Below are 25,478 nucleotides of genomic sequence, written 5' to 3'. Positions count from 1 at the left end.
AGGCCGGCGCCGTGAAGCGCTTCGAACGACAGGTTCAAGACTGTGTCCGGCACAGCCCGGCGATGGTCCGGGGCTCAGCCGAGGCGCTCGGCCAGCGCGAGGAAACGGGCGTCCTCGTCGATGTACGACGTCATACGCCAGCCCGAATCGGCGAGCAGGGGACCGAGGTTCGCCTCCGCACGCAGGTCGTCCGGGGTGATCTGCCGCCCCTGGCGCGCCGCGAGCGCCGCCCGGCCGATCGGGTGGAAGAGCGCCAGGGTGCCGCCCGGTCGGACCACCCGTGCCAACTCCCGCAGATTCTCGGCGGGATGCGGCAGATGTGCGATGAGACCCGCCGCGAACACCGCGTCCAGCGACTCCGTACGCAACGGCGGCCGGGCCGCGTCGGCGAGCAGCAACTGCCCGTCGCGGTCCCGCCCGGCCCGTACGGCTGCCTCCAGCATGGCCGGAGTCAGATCGGCCCCCAGCACCACGCCGGAGGGCCCCACGGCGGCGCGCAGGGGCGACAGGGCCCTCCCCGTACCGCATCCCGCGTCGAGCACACGGTCACCCGCGCGCAGGCCGAGTTCGGCCACCGCGGTCGCGTACGCAGGCCCGTCGTCGGGGAACCGGGCGTCCCAGTCGGCGGCCCGCGCGGTGAAGAACTCCTGGACGTGTGTGTGGTCGTCGCTCATGCTCTGCATGATCCCTCACCGGCACGGTGGAGGGTGCGGCGCACACGTTCGAGCGTGAGGCGATCGTTCCAGCGCACATATGCGCCACATTCCAGCACCTTTCGAAATGCGCCCCCTTCGTGCGCCTGCGACCCCACTAGCGTCCCGGAGCCATGGGACACCTGGACCACGCCACCTTCGGCTGGCTGACCCCCGTGCTGTCGTACGCCATGGCCTGCATCGGCGCCGCCCTCGGGCTCCGCTGCACCGTTCGTGGGCTCGGCACCACCGGCAGCTCCCGCCGCAACTGGCTCATCACCGCGGCCTCCGCGATCGGCACCGGCATCTGGACCATGCACTTCGTGGCGATGCTCGGCTTCGGAGTCAGCGGCACCGAGATCCGCTACGACGTGCCGCTGACCATCCTGAGCCTCCTCGTCGCCATGGCCGTCGTCTGCGGCGGAGTCTTCGCCGTCGGCTACAGCCGGGACCGCGGCCGGGCGCTCCTCCTCGGCGGGCTCACCACCGGCCTGGGCGTCGCGAGCATGCACTACCTGGGCATGGCCGCCGTACGACTGCACGGCGACGTGACGTACGACCCGGCCCTCGTCGCGCTCTCCGTCGTGATCGCCGTGATCGCGGCGACCGCGGCCCTGTGGGCGGCGCTCAACATCAAGTCGCCCATCGCGGTCACCGTCGCCTCCCTCGTCATGGGCGGAGCGGTCAGCAGCATGCACTACACCGCGATGTGGGCGGTGCGGGTGGAGGTCGCCCCGTCCGGCGAGGTCCTGCCCGGGGCCACGGCGATGCAGTTCATCTTCCCCCTCGCCGTCGGTCTCGGGTCCTACCTCTTCCTCACCTCGGCGTTCGTCGCGCTGTCGCCGACGACCGGGGAGCGCGAGGCATCCGCGTCGGCCCAGCGCCCGGTCGACAACGCCGTCGCCCACTAGCCACGCCCACGCACGCGTGGCGGCCGTCGAAGGCCCACCCGAACCACTCCGATCGAGGAGGCCATGCGTACACCGCGCAGGACCCCGACAGCCGGCGCCGAAGCGCCGCCCCAGCCCGCGGTACGCGGCCGCCGCGCCCACGCGGGACCCCCGGCCGACGAGCGCTTCGACCCCGACGAGACCGGCGCCGTTCCCAAATCCGATCCACCCACGTGCGCGGGACGATGGCACATACGCCCCCGCACCGTCCGGGCCAGGATCGTCTGCCTGCTGATGGTGCCCGTCGTCTCCCTGCTCGCCCTGTGGGCCCACGCCACCGTCACCACCGCCCAGGACGTCGCCCGGCTCCGTCAACTGCAACGCGTGGACGCCTCCGTACGCGCACCGGTCGCCGACGCCGTCGCCGCGCTCCAAGCCGAACGCGTGGCCGCGGTGCGCTACGCCACCAAGCCCTCCACCGAGCGGAAGAGCGACCTGAACAGGCTCTCGCAGCGCACTGACCGGACCGTCGCCGCACTGCGCCTGGGCGACCGGCACACCGTCGCCGACGGCACCGACCTGCCCGCACACGTGGCCGAACGCCTCGCGAGCTTCGTCACCGGAGCCGAACAACTGCGCACACTGCGAACCTCGGTGCTCGACCGCCGCACCGGATGGGGCGAGACGTACAAGCGGTACACCACGACCATCTCCACGGCCTTCGGCGTGGGTGGCGCGCTCACGGGCGTCCAGGACGCCGACGCGGGCTCCGACGCGCGCGTGCTGCTCGAATTCTCCCGCGCGGCTGAGGCCCTGGCGCAGCAGGACGCGCTCCTGGCCGGTGCCCGCCTCGCAGGCACCCTCGACGGCGAGCGGCTGCGCCTGTTCACCGGCGCCGTCGACACCCGCCGCACCCTGACCGAAGCCGCCGTCGCCGATCTGCGCGGAGCCGAGAGCACCGCCTGGCGGGAACTCGCCGGGACAAGCGCTTACGCCGACTTGCGTGCCGTCGAGGACAGGGTGCTCGCGAGTCACCCCGGCACCCGGGCGCTCGACGCCGCGCCCGACGCGACCTGGCGGACTGCACACGCGCGCGTGCAGGACGCCATGCGGGCCATCGAGGCCGATGCCGGACGCGATGTCGCCGACCGGGCCGACCCGTTCACCCGCGCCCTGCTCACCCCGGCCGGAGCCGCGGTGCTCCTGGGTCTCGCAGCCGTCGCCGCCTCACTCGTCATCTCCGTACGCATCGGACGCGGCCTGGTCGTCGAGCTGGTGAGCCTGCGCAACGGTGCCCTGGAGATCGCCCGCCGCAAACTTCCGCACGCCATGCGGAAACTGCGGGCTGGAGAGGAGATCGACATCAACACCGAGGCCCCGCCGGGACCACCCGCCGAGGACGAGACCGGTCAGGTCGCCGAGGCCCTGGGTACCGTGCACCGGGCCGCCCTCCGCGCGGCGGTCGAGCGTGCCGAGCTGGCCAGCGGAATCTCCGGGGTCTTCGTCAACCTCGCCCGCCGCAGCCAGGTCCTCGTCCACCGCCAACTGAGCCTGCTGGACAGCATGGAACGCAGGTCGGAGGACCCCAACGAGCTCAGCGACCTCTTCCGGCTCGACCACCTCACCACCCGTATGCGCCGCCACGCGGAGAGCCTGATCATCCTCTCCGGAGCCGCCCCCGGCCGCGCCTGGCGCATGCCGGTCTCCCTGACGAACGTGGTCCGCGCGGCCGTCTCCGAGATCGAGGACTACGCCCGCGTGGAGGTACGACAACTCCCGGAGGCGCAGATCGTCGGCGCGGCCGTCGCCGACCTCACCCACCTCCTGGCCGAACTCGTCGAGAACGCCGCCCAGTTCTCACCGCCCCACACGCGCGTGCGGGTCACCGGAGAACCAGTGGGCAACGGATACGCCCTCGAAGTCGAGGACCGGGGACTTGGTATGGGCAAGGAGACCCTCGCCGAGGCCAACCGCAGGATCGAGCAGTCCGAGGCCCTCGACCTGTTCGACAGCGACCGGCTCGGCCTGTTCGTGGTGAGCCGACTGGCCTCCCGCCACGGCGTCAAGGTCCACCTGCGGACCTCGCCCTACGGCGGCACCACCGCGGTGGTGCTCCTGCCCACCGACCTCCTGCACAGCGGCATGACGGAACGTTCCCCCCGAGCTGTCGCCAAAGCGCGGCGCCAGCCCGAGGAACGTGAGTACGCGCGCGTGTCCGCCGCCCCTGAACACGAACCCGTTGAGCAGCCCGCCGACCGGCGCGCGCTGATGGCCCCCGTGGCCTCCGCCGCCGAGACCACCGCGGACGGCCCGCCCGAACCACCGTCCCGCGTCACCGCCCTGCGACCGCACCACCCTCCACAGGACCAGGAGAGCGCCGACGAACTGCCGCGCCGGGTACGACAGGCACATCTCGCTCGTCAGCTGCGCGAACAGGGCACGGTGGAGCGACAGCCGACGGCCAGTCCCCGGGCGGACGGCGAACGCACCCCCGAACTCGTACGTGACCGCATGGCGGCCTACCGCGACGGCTGGGCGCGCGGCGGCGGCAGAGCACCCGGCCGAGGTGGCACCCAGGGCCCCGCCACGGGCAGCGACAGCAGCGAAGGAGATCCCGCATGATCCAGGACCGGAGCACCAGGGCCACCGGACGGCCCGGTGAACTCGACTGGCTGCTGGACGACTTGGTGATGCGCGTGCACGAGGTACGGCACGCAGTGGTGCTGTCCAACGACGGACTCGCGGTCGGCGCCTCCAGCGACCTCGAACGCGAGGACGCCGAGCACCTCGCCGCGGTCGCCTCCGGATTCCACAGCCTGGCCAAGGGCGCGGGCCGCCACTTCGGCGCCGGCGGCGTCCGCCAGACGATGGTGGAGATGGACGACGGATTCCTGTTCGTGGCGGCCGCCGGTGACGGCTCCTGCCTCGCGGTCCTCACCGCCGTCACCGCCGACATCGGGCTGGTGGCGTACGAGATGGCCCGGCTCGTGAAACGCGTCGGCGAGCACCTCTACACACCGCCCCGCGCGGGCGCGCGCCCGCCCGTCGCCGGATGAGCCGGGGACGGACCGTGCTCATGACCGAGGACAGCGCGGGCGCTCCGCACAGGCCGCCGGACAGCCAGTGGTACGACAACGAGGCCGGGCCGCTCGTCCGCCCCTACGCGATGACGGGTGGGCGCACCAGGCCCGGTCCGAGCGGGGTCCGCTTCGACCTGATCGCCCTGGTGTCCCTCGACACCGGCGCACCCGACGTCCTCGACGACACCTCGCTCGGCCCGGAACACCGGACACTGATCGAACTCTGCCGTGCCGAAACCCAGTCGGTCGCCGAACTCGCCGCCGACGCGGACCTCCCCGTCGGCGTGGTCAGGGTACTCCTCGGCGACCTCCTGGAGCTGGGCTGTGTCACCGTCAGCCGCCCCGTGCCGCCCGGGCAACTGCCGGACGAGCGGATCCTGCGCGAGGTGATCGAAGGGCTCAGGGCTCTGTAGATGAACCACGACATGGGCCTGTCCCGTACGGACTTGCACATCCAACCGGGCACCGAACGGGCACGAGACGGTCGATGCCAGGAAATTGCGGTCCAACGCCCCCCGGCGAAAGCGGCAGTTGCCATGATGCTGACTCCGCGCAACTCCACTCACGCCGATCGTTGCCGAAACTCCCGGGAGAACTGATCGATGGCCTCCGAGCAAGCCGACGCGACCGACGGAGACACGGGCGCCCTGGCATTGAAGATCCTTGTAGCCGGCGGTTTCGGCGTGGGAAAGACCACCCTGGTGGGCGCGGTCAGCGAGATCAGGCCGCTGCGCACCGAGGAACTCCTGAGCGAGGTGGGCGAGTCGGTGGACGACACCGACGGGGTGGACCAGAAGGTCACCACCACCGTGGCCATGGACTTCGGCCGCATCACCATCCGGTCCGGCCTCTCGCTCTACCTGTTCGGCACACCGGGACAGGACCGGTTCTGGTTCCTGTGGGACGAGTTGGCGCAAGGGGCGTTGGGTGCCGTCGTACTCGCGGACACCAGGCGACTGCAGGACTGCTTCCCGGCGGTGGACTACTTCGAGCACCGGCACATCCCGTTCGTGGTCGCCGTCAACTGCTTCGCGGGAGCCCGCTCGTACGGTGCCCACGACGTGTCCCGCGCGCTGGACCTCGACGACGGCACTCCGGTGGTGCTCTGCGACGCCCGCGACCGCGACTCCGGGAAGGAAGTGCTGATCCGCCTCGTCGAGTACGCCGGGCGAATGCACACCGCCCGGCTGCTCGACTCCGTGGGCTGAAGTCGGAGAGTTCGGCCCGCCCCTCCAGCACCACGAAGTCGTACGGCGGATCCTCGGCGTCCCCAGAGAGCACGACCCGGCAGTCCCTGGCCAGATTCCGCCCCTTCACACTGCTCTCTTCTTTGCCATGTCCCCATCCTGCTTGCTCCCACGGCAGCAGTGGGGAAGGCTGAACCGTCGGATCCGCCTTGCCAGGGGGAACGACACCACGGGGAGTACGAACAATGGCGCAGAACACGGGACTCGGTTGGCTGTTGGACGACCTGACCGAGCGCGTGGAACCCATACGGCACGCACTGGTGCTGTCCAACGACGGACTGGTGACCGCGGTGAGCACCGGCCTCAGGCGCGAGGACGCCGAACACCTCGCTGCGGTCTCATCCGGTCTGCACAGCCTCGCCAAGGGCTCGGGACGCCACTTCGGCGCCGGTGATGTACGGCAGACGATGATCGAGTTCGACGACGCGGTGCTCTTCGTCACCGCAGCCGGCCCGGGCAGCTGTCTGTGCGTGCTCAGCGCCGCGGAGGCGGACATCGGCCAGATCGCCTACGAGATGACCCTGATGGTCAACCGCGTCGGGGAACACCTCGGCGTGGATGCCCGACACCCCGAACACTCGGCGGCGATGGACCGCTGACCTGCGGGTTTGGCGTTGCCGGCAGAGTTATCCACAGGCCCGCCACGACTTCCGGCAACCGGGCTACGGTTTTTCCCGAGGCGAGCGCGAACCAGCGCCGACGCAGCAACGCACGGGGGAGAACCATCATGTCAGGCAACACCATCACGCAGTCCGCCACGCCCACCACGTCGATCAAGTCGGCCGTCGCCCCGGCACCGGCCGGGGCGGCCGGCCGGTGCTTCGCCCAGAGCCGCGCCGCGCGGGAACTGGGCCTGAAAAGGGCAGAGCTCGACATCGCCGTACAGCTCGGGTGCGTACGAACAGTCGTCGATGACGGAGGCGGGGGTCGCCGCGTCGCCCGTACGGAGATCGACCGGCTCCGAGCCGAGAAGGGCTTCCCGGAAGCGCTGCGGGAGCGGGTCGAGACCGTGGGCTCCACAGCGGCCGCCGAGATCCTGGACGTGACGTCCGCGCGGTTCATGCGCCTCGCACGCCTGGGCTTGGTCACGCCGGTCAAATTCTACTTGAACCGCTATCGGGCCGTGGTCTGGCTGTACCTGGCCGAAGAACTCCGGCAGTTCGCGGCCGACGAGAACAACATCTCGTGGCTGAAGGGCCGCATTCCCGAGGAACTGAGGGCCTGGCTGGACGCCGGCCTCGACCTGCGCCCCAAGACCTGGCGAGGGCGTCATCTCGGATTCCTGCTGCGGCAGGCCGACGACCCCTGGACGAGGGCCGCCGCCCCGGCCTCGCTCCTCGACCTGGTCCAGGTGGCGGAGATCGTTCAGGACCCTTACGAGCGGGCCTACTTGAACCGTCACCGGGCCGCGCGGCCCGACTCCGGTCCGCCCGACTCGCCCGCCGCGCAGCTCACCGCGAGGATCATGACGGCGGACGACCCCGATGAGATCGAGTGGCTGCGCGCGGACCTCAAGCAGGCCCTCGCCGCGGCCCGAGCGCACCGACTCGCACCGAGGCCCCTCCGGCCGGCGGCGGCGCCACACCTGCCTCCGGACATGAGGCGTCCTGAGAAACAACAGCCGGCGCCGACCACAGGCGCCGAGAAGCGACACGGCTTGCTCGGCTGGCTCAGGCGCAGACACCCCTGACCTGCCGACCGGACGCGGTGCGACCGTCGGTCCCGTCCGACCTCGGCGCCGTGCGGCCGGCGGTGCCGTACAGCCGGCGGTCAGGCGCCGAGCTTGCGGAACAGTCCTTCCTGGACGACCGACACGAGCAGACGGCCCTCCAGGTCGTAGATGCGGCCACGGGCCAGACCGCGCCCGCCCACCGCGATCGGTGACTCCTGGTCGTACAGGAACCACTCGTCCGCGCGGAACGGCCGGTGGAACCACATGGCGTGGTCCAGCGACGCCATGTCGAAGCCACGCGGTCCCCACAGAGGCTCCACCGGGATGCGGACGGCGTCCAGGAGGGTCATGTCGCTGGCGTACGTCAGCGCGCAGGTGTGCACGAGCGGGTCGTCGCCCAGGGAACCCACGGCCCGCATCCACACCGCGCTGCGCGGCTCGGCGTTCTCGACCTCCTCGAGCGTCCACCGCAGCCGGTCGACGTACCGGATGTCGAAGGGCTGCCGCCGGGCCATGCGCTCCAACTGCTCGGGGAGCGAGCCCAGATGCTCGGTGATCTCCTGCTTCACCGTCGGCAGCGACTCGGGGTCCGGAACCTTGCGGGCCGGCGGTAGCTGATGCTCGAAGCTCCCCTCTTCAGGCTTGTGAAAGGAGGCGGTCAGATTGAAGATCGTGCGGCCCTGCTGCACGGCGGTGACCCGGCGGGTGGTGAACGACCGCCCGTCGCGGACCCGCTCGACCTGGTACACGATCGGCACGCCCGGACGGCCCGGGCGCAGGAAGTACGCGTGCAGCGAATGCACCGGCCGGTCGCCCTCCGTGGTGCGCCCGGCGGCGACCAGGGCCTGGCCGGCCACCTGGCCGCCGAACACCCGCTGCAAGGACTCCTGCGGGCTGCGACCGCGGAAGATGTTGACCTCGATCTGCTCCAGGTCGAGCAGGTCGACGAGCCGCTCGGCGGGGTTGGTCGTCATGTGCTGGCCTCTCCGGTGCTCACAGCTGGCCGACGTCGGTGACCTTGACGACGGCGCGTCCCTCGGCGTCGGAGGCCACAAGGTCGATCTCCGCGCTGATGCCCCAGTCATGATCGCCGTTCGGATCCGCGAAGGTCTGACGGACGCGCCACAGCCCGTTCTGCGGCTCCTCCTCGATCATCAGCAGCCGGGGGCCGCGGGCGTCAGGACCGGTGCCCAGCTCGTCGTACTCGTCCCAGTACTTGTCCATCGCCTCACCCCACCGCTCGGCGTCCCAGCCCGTCTCAGCGTCCATCTCGCCCAGCTCGTCCACCTGGTCGAGGGCGGCGAACTCGACGCGGCGGAACATGGCGTTGCGGACCAGGACACGGAAGGCACGTGCGTTGGAGGTGACCGGCTTGACCTCGTCGGCCTTCTCCTGGGCCTCCTCGGCCGTCATCTCCTCGGGGTTGGCGAGCTGCTCCCACTCGTCGAGAAGGCTGGAGTCGACCTGGCGGACCATCTCCCCGAGCCACTCGATGAGGTCCTGGAGATCCTCGGACTTGAGGTCGTCCGGGATGTTGTGGTCGAGGGTCTTGTAGGCGCTCGCGAGGTAGCGCAGCACGATGCCCTCGGTGCGGGCCAGCTCGTAGTAGGACACCAACTCCGTGAAGGAGAGGGCTCGTTCGTACATGTCCCGGATCACGGACTTCGGGGACAGCGGATGGTCGCCGACCCAGGGATGGCTCTTGCGGTACGTGTTGTACGCGTGGAAGAGCAGCTCCTCCAGCGGCTTGGGGTAGCTGATGTCCTGGAGCCGCTCCATGCGCTCCTCGTACTCGACACCGTCCGCCTTCATCGCCGCCACGGCCTCCCCGCGCACCTTGTTCTGCTGGGCGGCGAGGATCTGGCGCGGATCGTCCAGCGTCGACTCGACGACGGACACCATGTCCAAGGCGTACGACGGCGACTCCGGGTCCAGCAGTTCGAACGCGGCCAGCGCGAAGGTGGACAGCGGCTGGTTGAGCGCGAAGTCCTGCTGGAGATCGACCGTCAGACGGACGATGCGGCCCTCGCCGTCCGGCTGGTCGAGCTTCTCGACGATGCCGCCGTCGAGAAGCGAGCGGTAGATGGCGATCGCGCGGCGGATGTGCCGCAACTGCTGCTTGCGCGGCTCGTGGTTGTCCTCCAGCAGCCGCCGCATCGCCTCGAAGGCGTTGCCCGGTCGGGCGATCACCGACAACAGCATCGTGTGGGTGACCCGGAAGCGGGAGGCGAGCGGCTCCGGCTCCGAGGCGATGAGCTTCTCGAAGGTGTTCTCCGTCCAGCCGACGAACCCCTCGGGGGCCTTCTTGCGGACCACCTTGCGGCGCTTCTTCGGATCGTCGCCCGCCTTGGCCAGCGCCTTCTCGTTCTCGATGACGTGCTCGGGAGCCTGCCCCACCACGAAGCCCGCCGTGTCGAACCCCGCCCGCCCGGCGCGGCCCGCGATCTGGTGGAACTCACGGGCCCGCAGTGTCCGCACCCGGTTGCCGTCGTACTTCGTGAGGGCGGTGAACAGCACTGTGCGAATGGGCACGTTGACGCCGACGCCCAGGGTGTCCGTGCCGCAGATGACCTTCAACAGACCGGCCTGGGCCAGCTTCTCCACCAGACGCCGGTACTTGGGCAGCATGCCGGCGTGGTGCACACCGATGCCGTGCCGCACGTAACGCGAGAGATTGCGGCCGAACTTGGTGGTGAAGCGGAAGTTGCCGATCAGCTCGGCGATCTGGTCCTTCTCCTCCCGTGTGCACATGTTGATGCTCATCAGCGCCTGCGCCCGCTCCACGGCCTGCGCCTGGGTGAAGTGCACGATGTAGACAGGCGCCTGCTTGGTGGCGAGCAGCTCGGTGAGCGTCTCCGTCAGGGGGGTCAGCACGTACTCGTAGGAGAGGGGAACCGGACGGGTCGCCGAGCGGACGACGGCGGTGGGGCGGCCGGTGCGTCGGGTGAGGTCCTTCTCGAACATCGAGACGTCGCCGAGCGTCGCCGACATCAGGATGAACTGGGCCTGCGGAAGCTCCAGGATCGGGATCTGCCAGGCCCAGCCGCGGTCCGCCTCCGCGTAGAAGTGGAACTCGTCCATGACGACCTGGCCGACGTCGGCGGCCTTGCCGTCGCGCAACGCGATGGACGCCAGCACCTCGGCGGTGCAGCAGATGACCGGAGCGTCGGCGTTCACGGACGCGTCACCGGTGAGCATGCCGACGTTCTCGGTGCCGAAGATCTTGCACAGCTCGAAGAACTTCTCCGAGACCAGCGCCTTGATCGGGGCCGTGTAGAACGTGACCTCGTCCCGGGCGAGGGCCGCGAAGTGAGCGCCCGCCGCGATCATGCTCTTGCCGGAGCCGGTGGGCGTCGACACGATCACGTTCGCGCCGGAGACCACCTCGATGAGCGCCTCCTCCTGGTGGGGATAGAGGGTGAGACCGCGTTCCTGGGCCCACGACTCGAAGGCTTCGTAGAGGGCGTCGGGGTCGGCGGTCCGCGGCAGCTGATCGATGAGGGTCACACCCCCATCTTGCCTGCCCGCGGACCCGATGGGGGAATCGGATGCCGGACCGAAGATCGTGAACGCTACGCTGTGGCGCCGACGAAGCGTCAGCGCACGCACACAACTGGACAGCGGCACAGGGCAACTGGACAGCGGCACAAAGGGAATGGGGCGGGGCACGGCCATGATGGGACCAGCACACTCACTGTCCGGGGCCGCGGCGTGGCTCGGCGTAGGAGCGGCGGCGGCCGCGGCCGGACACACGATGCCCTGGCCGGTCCTCCTGGCCGGTGCGCTGATCTGCGCGGGCGCCGCGCTCGCCCCGGACCTCGACCACAAGGCGGCCACGATCTCCCGGTCCTTCGGCCCGCTCTCCCGCTGGGTGTGCGAGATCGTCGACAAGCTCTCCTACGCCGTCTACAAGGGAACGAAGAAGCAGGGCGACCCGCGTCGCTCAGGCGGGCACCGCACACTGACGCACACCTGGCTGTGGGCCGTGATGCTCGGCGGCGGCGCCTCCGTCATCGCGATCGTGGGGGGCCGCTGGGCGGTGCTGGCCATCCTGTTCGTGCACATGGTGCTGGCGATCGAGGGCCTGCTGTGGCGGGCGACCCGCGGTTCGAGCGCCGACGTGCTGGTGTGGCTGCTGGCCGCGACCAGTGCCTGGATCATCGCGGGGATGTTGGACAAGCCGGGCAACGGGGCGGACTGGCTGTTCAGCCAGCCGGGGCAGGAGTACCTGTGGCTCGGGCTGCCGATCCTCCTCGGCGCGCTGGTGCACGACATCGGGGACTCGCTGACGGTGTCCGGCTGCCCGATCCTGTGGCCGATACCAGTGGGCAACAAGCGCTGGTATCCGGTGGGCCCGCCGAAGGCGATGCGGTTCCGGGCCGGCAGTTGGGTCGAGCTGAGGGTGCTCATGCCGGTGTTCATGGTGCTCGGCGGAGTGGGCGGCGCGGCCGCGCTCAACTTCATCTGACGCCGGGCCTTCATCTGACGCCGGGCCTTCCTCGGACGCCGCGCCTTTGTCGGACGCCGTACCGGACCAGGTCCGGCAGGGGCGGCGGCCCGATGCTCAGGGAAGGCTCAGTCCTACAGCGAGTCCTCGTCCACGATGTGCATGGCGGCCTCCTCGGCGGACGCGGCGGCGCCGTCGATACCCACGTCGGTGGCGATCAGCCCGCTCTCCTCGTCCTCGTGCGCTCCCTCGTCGGGGGCGACCAGGCGACCGGAGCGGAAGGCTCCTACCTCGTTGTCCAAGGGCTCCCCGTCGGTGTCCTGGGAGTCGCCGATGCCGTCCCCGTCGAGCCCCTCCACGTCCGGCAGCTCCTCGGCGAGCCGCTGTTCCAGGGTCTCGCCCCGAAGGCGCTCCGAGGCGGTCACACCGATGTGCTCCACCGCCCATGGCCGCTCCGGTGGCGACCAGCCCCGGTCGAGCGGGTCGGCCACACCATCGGCGACCAGGGTGTCCTCGGCGTCCAGCAGTCCCGCGTCGTCCTGGACCTCGGATCCGTCAGGCTGGTAGACGTCGTCTCCCCATCCGCCGGCTCTCTCCACGGGTACCTCCAGTGGTGGGACGGGCCCGGTGCCGCGGTTCGGCGACAGTGGGCGCGCGGGCCGCTGGGCAACGGCCCGAACCCCGCGAACCGGGCGGTTCACGGGCGTCCCCCGAATCTCTGCCCACCACCAGCCTTCCACTCGCGTTCGGCACCGCGCAACGGCAGGGAAGCCGCCGCAGCACATCGTCGGCACCACCCCTACGAGCGGGAGGCGACCCCGGCCCGCCGGCCGCCCGTGCCGCACCCCGACCGCCGTCCACGTCGGAGCCGCCCCGGCCCCAGCCGCCGTCTGCGTCGGGGGCGCCCCCGCACCGGCTGGTGTTCAGGTCCGGGGCGGCCCCAACCGAGCGGCCGCGCACCGACAGCGTGGCCCCACCGATGCCCACGGCCCGGGGCAGGACAGCCCCGGCGGCACCCGCCGGGGCGGCGGCCCCGGTCAGCCGTGCCAGGACCTCCACAGTGCGGCGTACGCGCCGTCGGCCTCGACCAGTTGGTCGTGGCTGCCCAGTTCGCTGATGCGGCCGTTCTCGACGACGGCGATGACGTCCGCGTCATGGGCGGTGTGCAGCCGGTGGGCGATGGCGACGACGGTACGGCCGTCGAGGACGCGGGCGAGGGAGCGTTCCAGGTGGCGGGCCGCGCGCGGGTCGAGGAGCGAGGTCGCCTCGTCCAGGACCAGCGTGTGCGGGTCGGCGAGGACCAGCCGGGCCAGCGCGATCTGCTGGGCCTGTGCCGGGGTGAGCGCCAGCCCGCCGGAGCCGACCTCCGTGTCCAGGCCGTCGTCCAGCGCCCGCGCCCAGGCGTCGGCGTCGACCGCGCCCAGCGCCGCCCACAGCTCGGCGTCCTCGGCACCCGTGCGGGCGAGGAGGAGGTTGTCGCGCAGGGAGCCGACGAACACGTGGTGCTCCTGGTTGACGAGGGCCACATGGGAGCGGACGTCCTCGGCGGGCATCCGGGACAGTTCCGCGCCGCCCAGGGTGATCCGGCCGTCCCGGGGCGCGTAGATCCCGGCGAGGAGCCGGCCCAGGGTCGACTTGCCCGCGCCGGACGGGCCGACCAGGGCGAGCCGGGTGCCGGGCGCGACCTCCAGGGACACCTTGCGCAGGACGTCGACGCCCTCGCGGTACCCGAAGTGCACCTGGTCGGCGTGGACGTGGCGCCCGTCGGGGGTCACGGCGGGGTCGCCCGCGTCCGGTTCGATGTCCCGCACACCGACCAGACGGGCCAGCGAGACCTCGGCGATCTGCAGTTCGTCGTACCAGCGCAGGATCAGGTTCACCGGGTCGACGAGCATCTGGGCGATGAGCGCGCCCGTGGTCAGCTGGCCGAGCCCGATCCAGCCCTGCAGGACGAACACCCCGCCGATGACCAGGACCGAGCCGAGGACCATGATGTGGGTGAGGTTGATGACGGGGAAGAGCACCGTCCGCAGCCACATCGTGTACTGCTCCCACGCGGTCCATTCCCGGATGCGCTGGTTCGACAGTTCGATGCGGCGGGTGCCGAGGCGGTGGGCCTCGACGGTGCGTCCGGCGTCCACGGTCTCGGCGAGCGAGGCCGCGACGGCGGCGTACCCGGCGGCCTCCGAGCGGTAGGCGGAGGGGGCCCGCTTGAAGTACCAGCGGCAGCCGACCACCAGCAGCGGCAGGGCCAGCAGGACGGCGAGCGCCAGCGGGGGCGCGGTCACGGCCAGCCCGCCGAGCAGCAGCCCCACCCACACCACGCCGATCGACAGCTGCGGTACGGCCTCGCGCATCGCGTTGGCGAGGCGGTCGATGTCCGTGGTGATCCGGGACAGCAGGTCACCGGTACCGGCCCGCTCCAGGACGCCCGGCGGCAGGCCGACCGACCGTACGAGGAAGTCCTCGCGCAGGTCGGCCAGCATCCGCTCGCCGAGCATGGCGCCGCGCAGCCGTACCTCCCGTACGAACACGGCCTGGACGACGAGGGCGGCGAGGAACACCGCGATCGTGAGTTCCAGATGGAGGTCGCGTGCGTTGTCGGAGACCCGCTCGACGAGTCCGCCCAGCAGGTAGGGCCCCGCCATCGAGGCCACGACGGCGACCGTGTTGACCGCGATGAGCAGGATGAAGGCCCGCCGGTGCCGGCGGAACAGTTCGGCCACGTAGGCGCGTACGGTCGCGGGGGCGCCGATGGGCAGGGTGTGGGCCGTCGTCGGGGCGGCAGGGTCGTACGCCGGTGGCGCCACGCCGATCATGCGGTCTCCTCGATCTCTTCCAGTTCGTCCAGTACGTCGCTGAGGGTGGCCTTCCGGCCCCTGGGTCCGGAGTCCATGGCGGCCTCCTCGTCGGTCTCACGGGTGACGACGGCCCGGTACTGCGGCTCCTTGTGGACCAGCTCGCGGTGTACGCCGACCGCCGCGACCTCGCCGTCGCGGATCAGTACGACCCGTTCGGCGAGGTCCAGCAGGAGTGGCGAGGAAGTGAAGACGACCGTCGTGCGGCCCGCCCGCAGCGATCGGATGCCTTGGGCGACCCTTGCCTCGGTGTGTGAGTCGACCGCGGACGTCGGCTCGTCCAGGACGAGGACCTCGGGGTCCGTGATCAGGGAGCGGGCCAGTGCCAGCCGCTGGCGTTGGCCGCCGGACAGGGATCGGCCCCGCTCGGTGATCCGCGCGTCCAGCGGGTCCTCCGCGTGCAGCGAACCCTGCGCGAGCGCCTCCAGCACATCACCGCACTGTGCGGCGTCCAGCGCCTCCTCGGCGGTGACCTCGCCGGAGGCGGGCACGTCGAAGTGTTCGCGCAGGGTGCCGGAGAGCAGTACCGGGTCCTTGTCCTGGACGAGGACGGCGGTACGGGCGGCGTCGAGCGGCAGTTCGTCGAGCGGCACGCCGCCGACGAGCACCGACGTGCTCTTCTCCGGGGCATGGCCGCCGAGCCGTTCCGCCAGCCGCCCGGCCGCGTCGGGGTCGCCGCACACCACCGCGGTGAGACACCCGGCGGGCGCGAGCAGCCCGGTCGCCGGGTCGTACACGTCCCCGGAAGGCGCGACGGCCTCGCGTGATCCCTCGGTGTCCGTGGCCCGCTCCAAGGACAGCACCCGGGCCGCACGCTTGGCGGACGGACGGGAGAAGGAGTAGGCCATGGCGATCTCGTCGAAGTGCCGCAGCGGATACGTCAGCAGCATGACCGCGCTGTACACGGTGACCAGTTCTCCGACCGTGATCCGGCCGTCGCGGGCGAGACCCACGCCGTGCCAGACGACCGCGATCATCAGTAGCCCCGGCAGCAGTACCTGGATGCCGGAGATCAGGGCCCACATACGGGCGCTGCGTACGGCGGCGTGGCGGACCTCCTGCGATGCGAGGCGGTAGCGGTCCAGGAAGAGGTCCTCGCCGCCGATGCCGCGCAGGACGCGCAGGCCCGCGACGGTGTCCGAGGCCAGCTCGGTGGCTCGGCCCGCCTTCTCGCGCTGGACGTCGGCGCGTCGGGTGGCGCGGGGCAGCAGGGGCAGGACGGCGAGCGCGAGGACGGGTACGCCGACGGCGACGACGATGCCGAGCGCGGGCTGGTAGACGACCAGCGCGACACAGACCAGCACCACCGTCAGCGCCGCCGCGGTGAAGCGGGAGACGGCCTCCACGAACCAGCCGATCTTCTCGACGTCGCCCGTGGACACGGCGACGACCTCACCGGCCGCCACCCGCCGCGTCAGCGCCGAGCCGAGCTGGGCCGTCTTGCGGGCCAGCACCTGCTGGACACGCGCGGCGGCGGTGATCCAGTTGGTGACCGCAGTCCGGTGCAGGAAGGTGTCGCCCAGCGCGACGGCGAAGCCGCACAGTGCCAGCAATCCGCCCGCCAGGGCGAGTCGGGCGCCGGAGCGGTCGACCACGGCTTCGATGGCGAAGCCGACGCAGAACGGCAGCCCGGCCACGGACGTGAAGTGCAACAGCCCCCACGCCAGCGACTTGAACTGCCCGCCGAGCTGATTCCGGCCGAGCCACCACAGGAATCTGGGACCCGAGCGCGCGTCCGGCACACCTGGGTCTTGATACGGAAGGTCTTGAATTCGCATGACGTCCCAGTGGCTCGTCTCAGGAGGGGGGAAGGGAAGAAGGCGGGGCGGGCCGGGCCCGGCAACCGGCTGTGAAAGGTTCGCGTCACAGCGTGGTCGGAGGCAAACGATTTTCCGTCGCGGGGCAAAGTTTCGGCCTGGACCGTCCGCGCGAGGCCCGGTGGAGGGGGTGACGGGCGATTCCGCCCGGGACACGGTGCGACGATGGACCGATGCGCATAGGCGGTACGAGGAACGGACGAACCGGCGACACGAGCGAGTCGAGGGGCGCCAGGTGCTCCCTGATCGCGGCCACGGTCTGCGGCGCCCTGGTGATGTCTCTGGCGGCGTGCGGCGGTTCGGGCGGGACGGGCGACAAGGCCGGGGCCGAGGCGAGTTCCGGCGCCAAGGCCGAGCGGGCCGAGGCGAAAACCGTCGACCCGACCCGTATCCCGGACGTCGGTGACCGTCTCCAGAAGCAGATCCCCGCCGCATCCCGCCAGGTCGTGGCCGTCTACGGCGAGGGCAAGGACGACGCCGACGCCACGATCGTCCTCTACTCGAAGAGCGGTTCCCACTGGAAGAAGACCCGTTCCTGGCAGGGACACAACGGCAAAAAGGGCTGGACCACCGACCACCGGGAGGGCGACAAGCGCAGCCCGGTCGGTGTGTTCACGCTCACCGATGCCGGTGGCGTCCTCGCCGACCCGGGCGCCAAGCTTCCGTACAGCCAGGCGGCGGCATTCCAGGCCCCGCACTACTGGGCCAAGTCGCACTGGCACGACTTCGACTACGTCATCGCCATCGACTACAACCGCGTCAAGGGCACCTCGCCGATCGACCCGACGCGCCCCGAGGGCCAGTCCAAGGGAGGCGGCATCTGGCTGCACATGGACCACGGCAGCGGCACCTCGGCCTGCGTCAGCCTCTCCAAGTCGGGCATGGAGTACCTGCTGCGCACCCTCGACCCGGCCGCGCACCCGGTGATCGTGATGGGGGACAGGGCGGAGTTGATGGCCTGAGGCCTCATTGCGGATCGGGTCGGCTACCCGTAGAACTCCGCCCATGAGAAGCCGAATCATCATGTCCATGCTCACAGGAGCGACCCTCCTGGTGAGCGCGCTGCTCGGGGCCACCACCGCCCGATCCGCCGACGTCCCCGCCGAGTTCGGCACCGACTGGCACGACCCCATCACCGCCGCCCCACCCGTCACCAAGCCCGAGAACACCACGTCCTGCCAAGTGACGGTCGCCGAAGCGCAGTTCAAGGATTTCACGCCGTACGAGGGCACCTACGCACCCCCGGGTGATTGCGGCAGGAAGTGGAGCAAGGTGGTCCTGCGCATGGACGGCAAGGTGAAGGGCCGCCAGTACGACCGCCTCGGCTATCTGCACATCGGCGGTGTCGAGGTCCTCCGTACGTCGACGCCCCAACCCTCGCCCGACGGCATCGAGTGGTCCGTGGAGAAGGACGTCACGCGCTACAGCGACACCCTGCGCCGCGCGCAGCCCGTGGAGATGCTCATCGGCAACGTCGTCGACGACACGTACACCGGCATCCTCGACGTCAAGGTGACCCTGACCTTCTATGCGGGCGGGCCCGACGCCAAGACCGCGAAGGCCACCCCCGACCGCGTCCTCACCCTCCAGGACGGCAACACACTCACCACCCCACGCAACAGCGAACGCGTCATCGCCGAGGTGTACGCCACCGGGTCCGGCGGCGGCTGCGAGGAGTACTGGTATCTGACGGTGCCCGAGGCGGCGCCGTACTCCTGCAAGGCGGACGACGGGCCGTACCGCGAGGTCCGGATAGAGATCGACGGCCAACTGGCAGGCATCGCCGCGCCGTTCCCGACCGTGTGGACCGGCGGCTGGTCGAACCCCTTCCTCTGGTACGTGGTTCCGGGGCCCCGCGCCTTCGACATCCAGCCCCTCCGCTATGACCTCACTCCCTTCGCCGGCCTCCTCAACGACGGCCGCCCGCACCGGATCGAGGTGTCCGTGGTCGGTGTGCCCGAGGGGCAGGCCGGGTGGAATACCCCGGTCAACGTCCTCGTCTGGCAGGACGAGAAGAGCGAGCACGTCACCGGCGCCCTCACCAAGGTTCAGGCGGGTGACCTCGCCAACTCCTCCACATACACGCCCGGTACGGAGCACCGTCTCGACACCGAGGGGAGCCACCGGCTGACGGTCGCCGGATACGTCGACACCTCGCACGGCCGGGTGACGACCACAGTCCGCCGGAGCCTCACCAACACCTCCGTGCACACCTGGTCGGACGGCGAGAACCCCGACAGGCTCGACGCGACATGGACCGACGACGAGACGGTCACCGTCGACGGGCGCGGACCGGCCCGGACGACGCGCACGCAGCGGTCGTACACGATGGACGGAACGACGACACTCGGCGCGGGCGACCGGCTGCGGACCGTGCTCACGCTCGGCGACCGGGCGACGGTCACCGAGACGTACGGCGGTCGGCGCGTCGCATGGTCCCGGCTCGACGACACGTACACCGGTGACGCCACGTACACGGCGTTCGTGCCCCGTGACCAGCGGCACGCGGTCGGGACGACGAGCGAGCGCTACCGTCTGTACGGGTCGGGCGGCTGCTACGACCGTTCACTGGTGACCGCACAGGGAGTGCTGACCGAGGACACTCGGGGCTGTTGACGAACCATGCGTGAGCTGTGACGCCAGGCCGATGATTTACATGCCCGAAACACTGCGGTCTTCCCCGCGAGCGACAACTCCCCGATAGTGATCCGCGCGGAAGCACTTTTCCGCATGACAGAAAGTCCCTTCGGAGGAGTGCCCGTGCCGCAGTCCGTACCGTCCCTGCCGCGACGCGTCGCACGCTTGCTGCGTACCTCACTGTTCACGCAGGTAGCCATCGCGCTCGTACTCGGAATCGTCGTCGGAAAGGTGTGGCCCGACACGGCCACCACCTTCCAGCCGCTCGGCGACGGTTTCATCCGTCTCATCAAGACGGTCATCTCGCCGCTGGTGTTCTGCGTGGTCGTCGTCGGCATTGCCAAGGCCGGCAACCTGAAGGCCTTCGGGCGGATCGGGCTCAAGGCCCTGATCTGGTTCGAGGTCGCCTCCACGGCCGCGCTGCTCATCGGTCTGATCGCCGCCAATGTCTTCAGCCCCGGCGCGGGCATGAACGTCGACCCGTCGAAGCTCGACACCTCGGCGGTCGAGGCCAAGACCGCCGGTGGCTCGCTGCCGTCGACCAGCGAGTTCATCCTGAACGCGCTGCCGCAGAGCGCGATCGGCGCGTTCGCCGAGAACTCCCTGCTCCAGGTGCTCGTGCTCGCCTGTCTCACCGGCGCCGCGCTGCTCCACCTCGGTCACACCAAGGTGCCCAAGATCCTGCCCGCCATCGAGCAGGCCCAGGAGGTCATCTTCGCGATCGTCGGCTTCGTCATGAAGCTGGCCCCGCTCGCCGTGTTCGGCGCGATGGTCCACCTGGTGGGCCAGTACGGCCTCGGCGTGATGGAGACCTACGCCAAGCTCATCATCCTCTGCTACGCCGTCGCCGCCGCCTTCCTGGTGCTGCTCGGCATCGCGCTGAAGCTGATGACCGGGCTCAACCTCTGGAAGTTCGTCCGCTACACCCGTGAGGAGATGCTGCTCGCGCTGGGCACCGCCTCCAGCGAGAGCGTCATGCCCCGCATGATGCAGAAGCTGCGCCAGGCCGGGGCCCGTGACGACGCCGTGGGTCTGGTGCTGCCCACCGGGTACTCCTTCAACCTCGACGGCGCGTCCATCTACCTCTCCATCGGCACGCTCTTCATCGCGCAGGCCGTGGGTGTGGACCTCAGCCTCAGTCAGCAGATCACCGTGATCCTGGTGCTGATGCTGACCAGCAAGGGCATGGCCGGCATCCCCGGCTCGGCCTTCCTCGCCCTGTCGGCGACCGCCTCCTCGCTCGGCGCCATCCCTGCCGGCGCCGTCGCCCTGCTCCTCGGCGTCGACCGCATCATGGACTCGATGCGTGTCGTTACCAACCTGCTCGGCAACTGCGTCGCCGTCTTCGCCGTGTCCAAGTGGGAGGGCGCGCTGGACACGGACCGGGCGAAGAAGATGCTGGACGGGGAGATCCAGTTCGTGGAGGAAGAGGACGAGCCCGAGGCTCAAGAGGGCACGGCCGCCGACGCTCCCGTGAGCACCGCCAAGGCCGGGGTCCCCGCTTAGCCGGCGGTTGATGCCAAGGAGCCCGCTTCCGAGGCGAGTTGACCGCTCCCCGATGGACGCGACGGGGCCCGGCGCACTACCTGTGCGCCGGGCCCCGTCGTCTGTTCAGCAGCGTCGCTCGGCCCCCGGTGCCCCGTCGATCAACGTGTCGAGCAGCCCCCCGAGCACCTCCCTCTGTCCATCCGACAGCGGCGCCAGGATCTCCTCCGCCGCGGACCGCCGAGCGTGGTGCAGTTCCCGGAGAGCCTTGCGGCCCTCGTCCGTGACCTCGATCCGGATGACACGCCGATTGGTGGGATCCGGCACCCGGCGCACCCGCCCGCTCCCCTCCAGCCCGTCGACCAGCGTCGTCACGGCGCGCGGCACCACCTCCAGGCGCTCGGCGAGATCGGCCATGCGCGGGGGCGCGTCGTAGTGCGCGAGGGTGCGCAGCAGCCGGGACTGGGCAGGGGTGATGTCCAGTCCGCACTGCAGAAGGTGGCGCTTCTGGATCCGGTGCACACGGCGGGTCAGCCGCAACAACTGCTCGGCGAGCAGGCCGTCGGCGTCGGGGGTGGTCATACGGGAACAATATCAGGATGATGTTCATTGTGAGTATAGGTAACAATGAGTTAGGCTCCGTGAATCCGCTCCCCCTCACTTCCCGTAGGAGCTCATGCATCCCGACAACGCATCCGCCTGGGCGCCGCCCGGCGACTCGAAGGAACAACCCCGGCAGGTACGCCGCATCCTGAAGCTCTTCCGCCCCTACCGCGGACGACTCGCGATCGTCGGCCTGCTGGTCGGCGCCGCGTCACTGGCTTCGGTGGCCACGCCCTTCCTGCTGAAGGAGATCCTCGACACCGCGATCCCCGAGGGCCGCACCGGGCTGCTGAGCCTGCTCGCGCTCGGCATGATCGTCAGCGCGGTGCTCACCAGCATCTTCGGCGTACTGCAGACCCTGATCTCCACGACCGTCGGCCAGCGCGTAATGCACGACCTGCGCACCGCCGTCTACGGCCGGCTGCAGCGCATGTCGCTCGCCTTCTTCGCCCGGACCCGCACCGGCGAGGTCCAGTCGCGCATCGCCAACGACATCGGCGGCATGCAGGCGACCGTCACCTCCACGGCCACCTCCCTGGTCTCCAACCTCACCAGCGTGGTCGCGACCATCGTCGCCATGGTCGCGCTGGACTGGCGGCTCACCGTGGTCACGCTGCTCCTGCTGCCGCTGTTCGTGTGGATAAGCCGCCGGGTCGGCGACGAACGCAAGAAGATCACCACCCGGCGTCAGAAGCAGATGGCCGAGATGGCCGCGACGGTGACCGAGTCGCTCTCCGTCGGCGGCATCCTGCTCGGCCGCACGATGGGCCGCGCCGACTCGCTCACCAAGTCCTTCGCCGACGAGTCGGAGGGGCTTGTCGACCTGGAGGTCAGGGCGAACATGGCCGGGCGCTGGCGCATGGCCATCATCACGATCGTCATGGCCGCCATGCCCGCCGTCATCTACTGGACCGCCGGCCTCGCGTTCCGATTCGGCGGCCCGTCCGTCTCGGTCGGCACGCTCGTCGCCTTCGTCTCGCTCCAGCAGAACCTGTTCCGGCCGACCGTGAGCCTGCTGTCCACCGGCGTCCAGATCCAGGCCTCGCTCGCGCTCTTCCAGCGCATCTTCGAGTACCTCGACCTGCCCATCGACATCACCGAACCCGAGCACCCGGTCCGCCTGGGCCAGGTCAAGGGCGAAGTCCGCTTCGAGAACGTCGAGTTCCGCTACGACGGCGGCGATGGCACGAGTGGCCAGGGCGGCCGGGGTGTCCCGATCCTCGACGGCATCGACCTCACCGTCCCGGCCGGCGGAAGCCTCGCCGTCGTCGGCCCCACCGGCGCCGGCAAGTCCACGCTCGGCTGCCTGGTACCGAGGCTGTACGACGTCACGGGCGGCCGGGTCACGCTTGACGGGGTCGACGTACGCGATCTGGACTTCGACACCCTGGCCCGCGCGGTCGGCGTGGTCTCCCAGGAGACGTACCTCTTCCACGCCACGGTCGCCGACAACCTGCGCTTCGCGAAGCCGGACGCCACCGACGAGGAGCTGTATGCGGCGGCGCGGGCGGCCCAGATCCACGAGCACATCGCGTCTCTGCCCGACGGCTACGACACGGTCGTCGGCGAGCGCGGCCACCGCTTCTCCGGCGGCGAGAAACAGCGCCTCGCCATAGCCCGCACCATCCTGCGCGACCCACCCGTCCTCATCCTCGACGAGGCGACCAGCGCCCTGGACACCCGTACCGAGCACGCCGTGCAGAAGGCCATCGACGCGCTCTCCGCCAACCGCACCACCCTCACCATCGCCCACCGGCTGTCCACCGTCCGGGGCGCCGACCAGATCGTGGTCCTCGACTCCGGGCGCGCGGTCGAACGCGGCACGCACGAGGAACTGCTGGAGCGGGACGGCAAATACGCGGCGCTGGTACGGCGGGACGCGCAGTTGGAGCCGAACTCGGTCACCGCGGCGGCCGAACCGACAGCCCCGGCTCTGCGGCCGATGGAGTCGACAAGATGAAAATATGCCGGGTTTGAGGTGATATGCGGGTTACCGTGCCCGCATGCAGATGAACACTCCTCCACGGAGCACGACGATTCGACTGACACGCCGGGGCCGGGCCGTCCTCATCGCGACCGCAGCCGTCGTGGCGGCCACCGCCGTGGCGGTGCCGCTGCTGCTGAGCGTGGAAGGCGGTGACGGCGAGGGCGAAAACCGCACGTCACTGGTGATCCCGGAGGGCTGGCGCTCCGCCCAGGTCTACGAAGCCGTGGACAGGGTCCTCGCCCTGCCCGCCGGATCCACCAAGAAATCCCTGGCCAAGGCCCAGCTGTCCCTCCCGAAGGATGCCGAGGGCAACCCGGAGGGCTACCTTTTCCCGGCGACGTACAGGTTGGCGGAGAACGTGGCGCCGGAGTCCGTGCTGACGACCATGGTCGAGACCGCGGCCAAGAGGTTCAGCGGCGGTCAGGTCACTGCCGGGGCCCAGCGCAACGCGATGAACGTCTACCAGGCGGTCATCGTCGCGAGCATCGTCCAGGCCGAGGCCGACACCAAGGCGGATATGGGCAGGGTGGCACGGGTCGTCTTCAACCGGCTGGAGCGCGGCATGCCGTTGCAGATGGACTCCACCCTCAACTACGCGCTGAACCGCTCCACTTTGGACACCAGCGTCGCTGACACGAAGATCAACAGCCCCTACAACTCGTACCAGCGCATGGGCCTGCCACCCACACCGATCGCCAACCCGGGCGAGGAGGCGATGCGCGCCGCCGTCAATCCGACCCCGGGCGACTGGCTGTACTTCGTCACCGTCAAGCCGGGCGACACCCGTTTCACGGCGAATCACGAGGAACACCTGCGCAATGTCGCCGAGTTCAACGAGAACCGGAAGAAGCCGTCGGCAACGACCGGTTCGACCCCCGCCACACCACCTGCGTAGACCTCCGACTGACAGCGGTGCGGGGCAGCAGGTGTCGGTCGAACTCCAACTGTACGGAAAATCAGGCGGCGGTGAGCCGCTCGTCTGCCAGCAGGCGTCTGATGTCCCGTACCGCCGCGCGTCCGGCGCGGTTGGCTCCGATGGTGCTTGCCGACGGGCCGTAGCCGACCAGGTGGGTTCGGGGGTCGGCGACCGCGCGGGTGCCCTCGATACGGATGCCGCCGCCGGGCTCGCGCAGCCGCAGCGGGGCCAAATGGTCGATGACGGCACGGAATCCGGTGGCCCACAGGATGACGTCGGCGTCCACGCGGCGACCGTCGTCCCACTCCACGCCGTCGGGTGTGATCCGGTCGAACATCGGCAACCGGTCCAGGACGCCGTCCGCGGTGCCCTGCCGGATCGCGTCGTTGAGCGGCAGCCCCGTCACCGACACGACGCTCTTCGGCGGCAGCCCCTGCCGCACCCGTTCCTCCACGAGGGCGACGGCCGCCCGGCCCACGTCCTCGGAGAAGGGCCCCTCACGGAACACCGGCGGCCGCCTGGTCACCCACGTCGTCGCGGCGGCGTACGGGGCGATCTCCAACAGATGCTGGGTCCCGGACGCGCCACCGCCCACCACGACCACCCGCAGCCCCGCGAACTCCTCCGGCCCCGGGTACTGCGCGGTGTGCAACTGCCGCCCGCGGAAGGTCTCCTGGCCGGGGCAGCGCGGCCAGAACGGCCGGTCCCAGGTGCCCGTCGCGTTGATCAACGCCCGCGTCGACCACGTACCGTCCGAGGTCTCCACCAGTAGCCGCCCGCCCTCGCCCTCACGTACCGCGCGCACATCCACCGGACGCCGTACCCGCAGGTCGAAGGTGCGCTCGTACGTGTCGAAGTACTCCCTGATGACCTCGGAGGACGGCCGTGCCGGATCGGCGCCGGTCAGCTCCATGCCCGGCAGCGCATGCATCCCGTGCACCTTGCCGTACGTCAGCGACGGCCAGCGGAACTGCCAGGCGCCGCCCGGACCGGGGGAGTGGTCCAGCACCACGAAGTCGCGCTCCGGCTCGAAACCGGTGCGGCGCAGGTGATAGGCACCGGCCAGCCCTGCCTGACCGGCGCCTATGACGACGACCTCGACCTCACGCGTATTGTTCACGCTTCTACTAACTCCGGAGAGGTCACG

General features: G+C 70.4%; 21 protein-coding genes. 13 read left to right on the top strand and 8 right to left on the bottom strand.

All coding sequences use genetic code 11. From position 1 onward, the window contains the following. Window positions 1-74: 74 nt before the first annotated feature. Entirely contained in the window at window positions 75-683 is a 609-nt protein-coding gene (locus F3T56_RS03350) for a class I SAM-dependent methyltransferase (protein ID WP_172638784.1), read from the bottom strand. A 143-nt stretch (window positions 684-826) separates the two neighbouring features. Here F3T56_RS03350 and F3T56_RS03345 point away from each other — a divergent pair, with 143 nt between their 5' ends. The 7 genes from F3T56_RS03345 to F3T56_RS03315 all read left to right on the top strand — a co-directional run bounded on the left by F3T56_RS03345 (window position 827) and on the right by F3T56_RS03315 (window position 7,599). Next, window positions 827-1,603, top strand: a complete 777-nt coding sequence (locus tag F3T56_RS03345) for an MHYT domain-containing protein (protein WP_149823123.1) — start codon at window positions 827-829, stop codon at window positions 1,601-1,603. Window positions 1,604-1,666: 63 nt separating this feature from the next. Continuing rightward, complete coding sequence (locus F3T56_RS03340) at window positions 1,667-4,204, top strand: sensor histidine kinase (RefSeq protein ID WP_149823122.1); 2,538 nt, start codon at window positions 1,667-1,669, stop codon at window positions 4,202-4,204. Then, the gene (locus tag F3T56_RS03335; protein WP_149823121.1) at window positions 4,201-4,638 is read left to right on the top strand and encodes a roadblock/LC7 domain-containing protein; all 438 of its coding nucleotides are present in this window, start codon (window positions 4,201-4,203) and stop codon (window positions 4,636-4,638) included. The genes F3T56_RS03340 and F3T56_RS03335 overlap by 4 nt, the downstream gene beginning before the upstream one ends. Before the next feature lie 20 nt (window positions 4,639-4,658). Continuing rightward, entirely contained in the window at window positions 4,659-5,075 is a 417-nt protein-coding gene (locus F3T56_RS03330; protein ID WP_149823120.1) for a DUF742 domain-containing protein, read from the top strand. Window positions 5,076-5,264: 189 nt separating this feature from the next. Beyond that, window positions 5,265-5,870, top strand: coding sequence for a GTP-binding protein (locus F3T56_RS03325; protein WP_149823119.1), 606 nt, complete (start codon window positions 5,265-5,267; stop codon window positions 5,868-5,870). A gap of 224 nt (window positions 5,871-6,094) precedes the next feature. Then, window positions 6,095-6,508: a roadblock/LC7 domain-containing protein gene (locus F3T56_RS03320; protein ID WP_149823118.1), complete on the top strand. Its 414-nt coding sequence runs from the start codon at window positions 6,095-6,097 to the stop codon at window positions 6,506-6,508. Between the two features lie 128 nt (window positions 6,509-6,636). Further along, complete coding sequence (locus F3T56_RS03315) at window positions 6,637-7,599, top strand: DUF6397 family protein (RefSeq protein ID WP_149823117.1); 963 nt, start codon at window positions 6,637-6,639, stop codon at window positions 7,597-7,599. A gap of 80 nt (window positions 7,600-7,679) precedes the next feature. On the opposite strand, the gene F3T56_RS03310 is transcribed toward F3T56_RS03315, so the two are convergent. Both F3T56_RS03310 and F3T56_RS03305 read right to left on the bottom strand, forming a co-directional pair. Continuing rightward, complete coding sequence (locus tag F3T56_RS03310; RefSeq protein ID WP_149823116.1) at window positions 7,680-8,555, bottom strand: acyl-CoA thioesterase; 876 nt, start codon at window positions 8,553-8,555, stop codon at window positions 7,680-7,682. A 19-nt stretch (window positions 8,556-8,574) separates the two neighbouring features. Further along, window positions 8,575-11,088 carry a DEAD/DEAH box helicase gene (locus tag F3T56_RS03305; RefSeq protein ID WP_149823115.1) on the bottom strand — a complete coding sequence of 838 codons (2,514 nt, stop codon included), beginning with the start codon at window positions 11,086-11,088 and terminating at the stop codon, window positions 8,575-8,577. 166 nt (window positions 11,089-11,254) lie between these two features. Between F3T56_RS03305 and F3T56_RS03300 the strand changes: the two genes are divergently transcribed. Further along, window positions 11,255-12,049, top strand: coding sequence for a metal-dependent hydrolase (locus F3T56_RS03300; protein ID WP_149823114.1), 795 nt, complete (start codon window positions 11,255-11,257; stop codon window positions 12,047-12,049). Between the two features lie 113 nt (window positions 12,050-12,162). Here F3T56_RS03300 and F3T56_RS03295 read toward each other — a convergent pair whose 3' ends face one another. The 3 genes from F3T56_RS03295 to F3T56_RS03285 all read right to left on the bottom strand — a co-directional run bounded on the left by F3T56_RS03295 (window position 12,163) and on the right by F3T56_RS03285 (window position 16,664). Beyond that, window positions 12,163-12,627, bottom strand: a complete 465-nt coding sequence (locus F3T56_RS03295; protein ID WP_149823113.1) for a DUF5709 domain-containing protein — start codon at window positions 12,625-12,627, stop codon at window positions 12,163-12,165. 438 nt (window positions 12,628-13,065) lie between these two features. Then, window positions 13,066-14,847 (bottom strand): ABC transporter ATP-binding protein, encoded by a 1,782-nt coding sequence (locus F3T56_RS03290; RefSeq protein ID WP_149823112.1) that lies wholly within the window; start codon window positions 14,845-14,847, stop codon window positions 13,066-13,068. Further along, window positions 14,844-16,664, bottom strand: a complete 1,821-nt coding sequence (locus F3T56_RS03285) for an ABC transporter transmembrane domain-containing protein (protein ID WP_149823111.1) — start codon at window positions 16,662-16,664, stop codon at window positions 14,844-14,846. Before F3T56_RS03285 ends, F3T56_RS03290 begins: the two co-directional genes overlap by 4 nt. 314 nt (window positions 16,665-16,978) lie before the next feature. Here F3T56_RS03285 and F3T56_RS03280 point away from each other — a divergent pair, with 314 nt between their 5' ends. From F3T56_RS03280 to F3T56_RS03270, 3 genes are all read left to right on the top strand, one after another. Further along, window positions 16,979-17,665, top strand: a complete 687-nt coding sequence (locus F3T56_RS03280; protein ID WP_149823211.1) for a L,D-transpeptidase family protein — start codon at window positions 16,979-16,981, stop codon at window positions 17,663-17,665. 43 nt (window positions 17,666-17,708) lie between these two features. Continuing rightward, window positions 17,709-19,319 (top strand): peptide-N4-asparagine amidase, encoded by a 1,611-nt coding sequence (locus F3T56_RS03275; protein ID WP_149823110.1) that lies wholly within the window; start codon window positions 17,709-17,711, stop codon window positions 19,317-19,319. 144 nt (window positions 19,320-19,463) lie between these two features. Next, on the top strand, window positions 19,464-20,846 hold the full coding sequence (locus tag F3T56_RS03270) for a cation:dicarboxylate symporter family transporter (RefSeq protein WP_246203374.1): 1,383 nt from the start codon (window positions 19,464-19,466) through the stop codon (window positions 20,844-20,846). Between the two features lie 105 nt (window positions 20,847-20,951). On the opposite strand, the gene F3T56_RS03265 is transcribed toward F3T56_RS03270, so the two are convergent. Then, the gene (locus F3T56_RS03265) at window positions 20,952-21,407 is read right to left on the bottom strand and encodes a MarR family winged helix-turn-helix transcriptional regulator (RefSeq protein ID WP_149823108.1); all 456 of its coding nucleotides are present in this window, start codon (window positions 21,405-21,407) and stop codon (window positions 20,952-20,954) included. Window positions 21,408-21,501: 94 nt separating this feature from the next. On the opposite strand from F3T56_RS03265, the gene F3T56_RS03260 reads away from it, so the two are divergent. After that, entirely contained in the window at window positions 21,502-23,388 is a 1,887-nt protein-coding gene (locus tag F3T56_RS03260) for an ABC transporter ATP-binding protein (protein ID WP_149823107.1), read from the top strand. Between the two features lie 43 nt (window positions 23,389-23,431). After that, window positions 23,432-24,310: an endolytic transglycosylase MltG gene (mltG, locus tag F3T56_RS03255; RefSeq protein WP_149823106.1), complete on the top strand. Its 879-nt coding sequence runs from the start codon at window positions 23,432-23,434 to the stop codon at window positions 24,308-24,310. 61 nt (window positions 24,311-24,371) lie between these two features. Here mltG and F3T56_RS03250 read toward each other — a convergent pair whose 3' ends face one another. Beyond that, window positions 24,372-25,451 carry an NAD(P)-binding domain-containing protein gene (locus F3T56_RS03250; RefSeq protein WP_149823105.1) on the bottom strand — a complete coding sequence of 360 codons (1,080 nt, stop codon included), beginning with the start codon at window positions 25,449-25,451 and terminating at the stop codon, window positions 24,372-24,374. Window positions 25,452-25,478 lie beyond the last annotated feature (27 nt).

The sequence above is a fragment of the Streptomyces tailanensis genome (genome assembly GCF_008386495.1).
Lineage (GTDB): Bacteria > Actinomycetota > Actinomycetes > Streptomycetales > Streptomycetaceae > Streptomyces > Streptomyces tailanensis.
Note: the sequence above shows the minus strand (reverse complement) of the source record. Positions and strands in the feature narration are given on the sequence as shown.

Excerpts from the sequence above, each read along its gene's own strand:
- F3T56_RS03325 (WP_149823119.1), top strand. The coding sequence starts at position 5,265 with ATGGCCTCCGAGCAAGCCGACGCGACCGACGGAGACACGGGCGCCCTG.
- F3T56_RS03275 (WP_149823110.1), top strand. The coding sequence starts at position 17,709 with ATGAGAAGCCGAATCATCATGTCCATGCTCACAGGAGCGACCCTCCTG.
- F3T56_RS03290 (WP_149823112.1), bottom strand. The coding sequence starts at position 14,847 with ATGATCGGCGTGGCGCCACCGGCGTACGACCCTGCCGCCCCGACGACG.
- F3T56_RS03285 (WP_149823111.1), bottom strand. The coding sequence starts at position 16,664 with ATGCGAATTCAAGACCTTCCGTATCAAGACCCAGGTGTGCCGGACGCG.
- F3T56_RS03340 (WP_149823122.1), top strand. The coding sequence starts at position 1,667 with ATGCGTACACCGCGCAGGACCCCGACAGCCGGCGCCGAAGCGCCGCCC.
- F3T56_RS03265 (WP_149823108.1), bottom strand. The coding sequence starts at position 21,407 with ATGACCACCCCCGACGCCGACGGCCTGCTCGCCGAGCAGTTGTTGCGG.
- F3T56_RS03310 (WP_149823116.1), bottom strand. The coding sequence starts at position 8,555 with ATGACGACCAACCCCGCCGAGCGGCTCGTCGACCTGCTCGACCTGGAG.
- F3T56_RS03280 (WP_149823211.1), top strand. The coding sequence starts at position 16,979 with ATGTCTCTGGCGGCGTGCGGCGGTTCGGGCGGGACGGGCGACAAGGCC.
- F3T56_RS03345 (WP_149823123.1), top strand. The coding sequence starts at position 827 with ATGGGACACCTGGACCACGCCACCTTCGGCTGGCTGACCCCCGTGCTG.
- F3T56_RS03335 (WP_149823121.1), top strand. The coding sequence starts at position 4,201 with ATGATCCAGGACCGGAGCACCAGGGCCACCGGACGGCCCGGTGAACTC.
- F3T56_RS03315 (WP_149823117.1), top strand. The coding sequence starts at position 6,637 with ATGTCAGGCAACACCATCACGCAGTCCGCCACGCCCACCACGTCGATC.
- F3T56_RS03300 (WP_149823114.1), top strand. The coding sequence starts at position 11,255 with ATGATGGGACCAGCACACTCACTGTCCGGGGCCGCGGCGTGGCTCGGC.
- mltG (WP_149823106.1), top strand. The coding sequence starts at position 23,432 with ATGCAGATGAACACTCCTCCACGGAGCACGACGATTCGACTGACACGC.
- F3T56_RS03320 (WP_149823118.1), top strand. The coding sequence starts at position 6,095 with ATGGCGCAGAACACGGGACTCGGTTGGCTGTTGGACGACCTGACCGAG.
- F3T56_RS03350 (WP_172638784.1), bottom strand. The coding sequence starts at position 683 with ATGCAGAGCATGAGCGACGACCACACACACGTCCAGGAGTTCTTCACC.
- F3T56_RS03260 (WP_149823107.1), top strand. The coding sequence starts at position 21,502 with ATGCATCCCGACAACGCATCCGCCTGGGCGCCGCCCGGCGACTCGAAG.
- F3T56_RS03330 (WP_149823120.1), top strand. The coding sequence starts at position 4,659 with ATGACCGAGGACAGCGCGGGCGCTCCGCACAGGCCGCCGGACAGCCAG.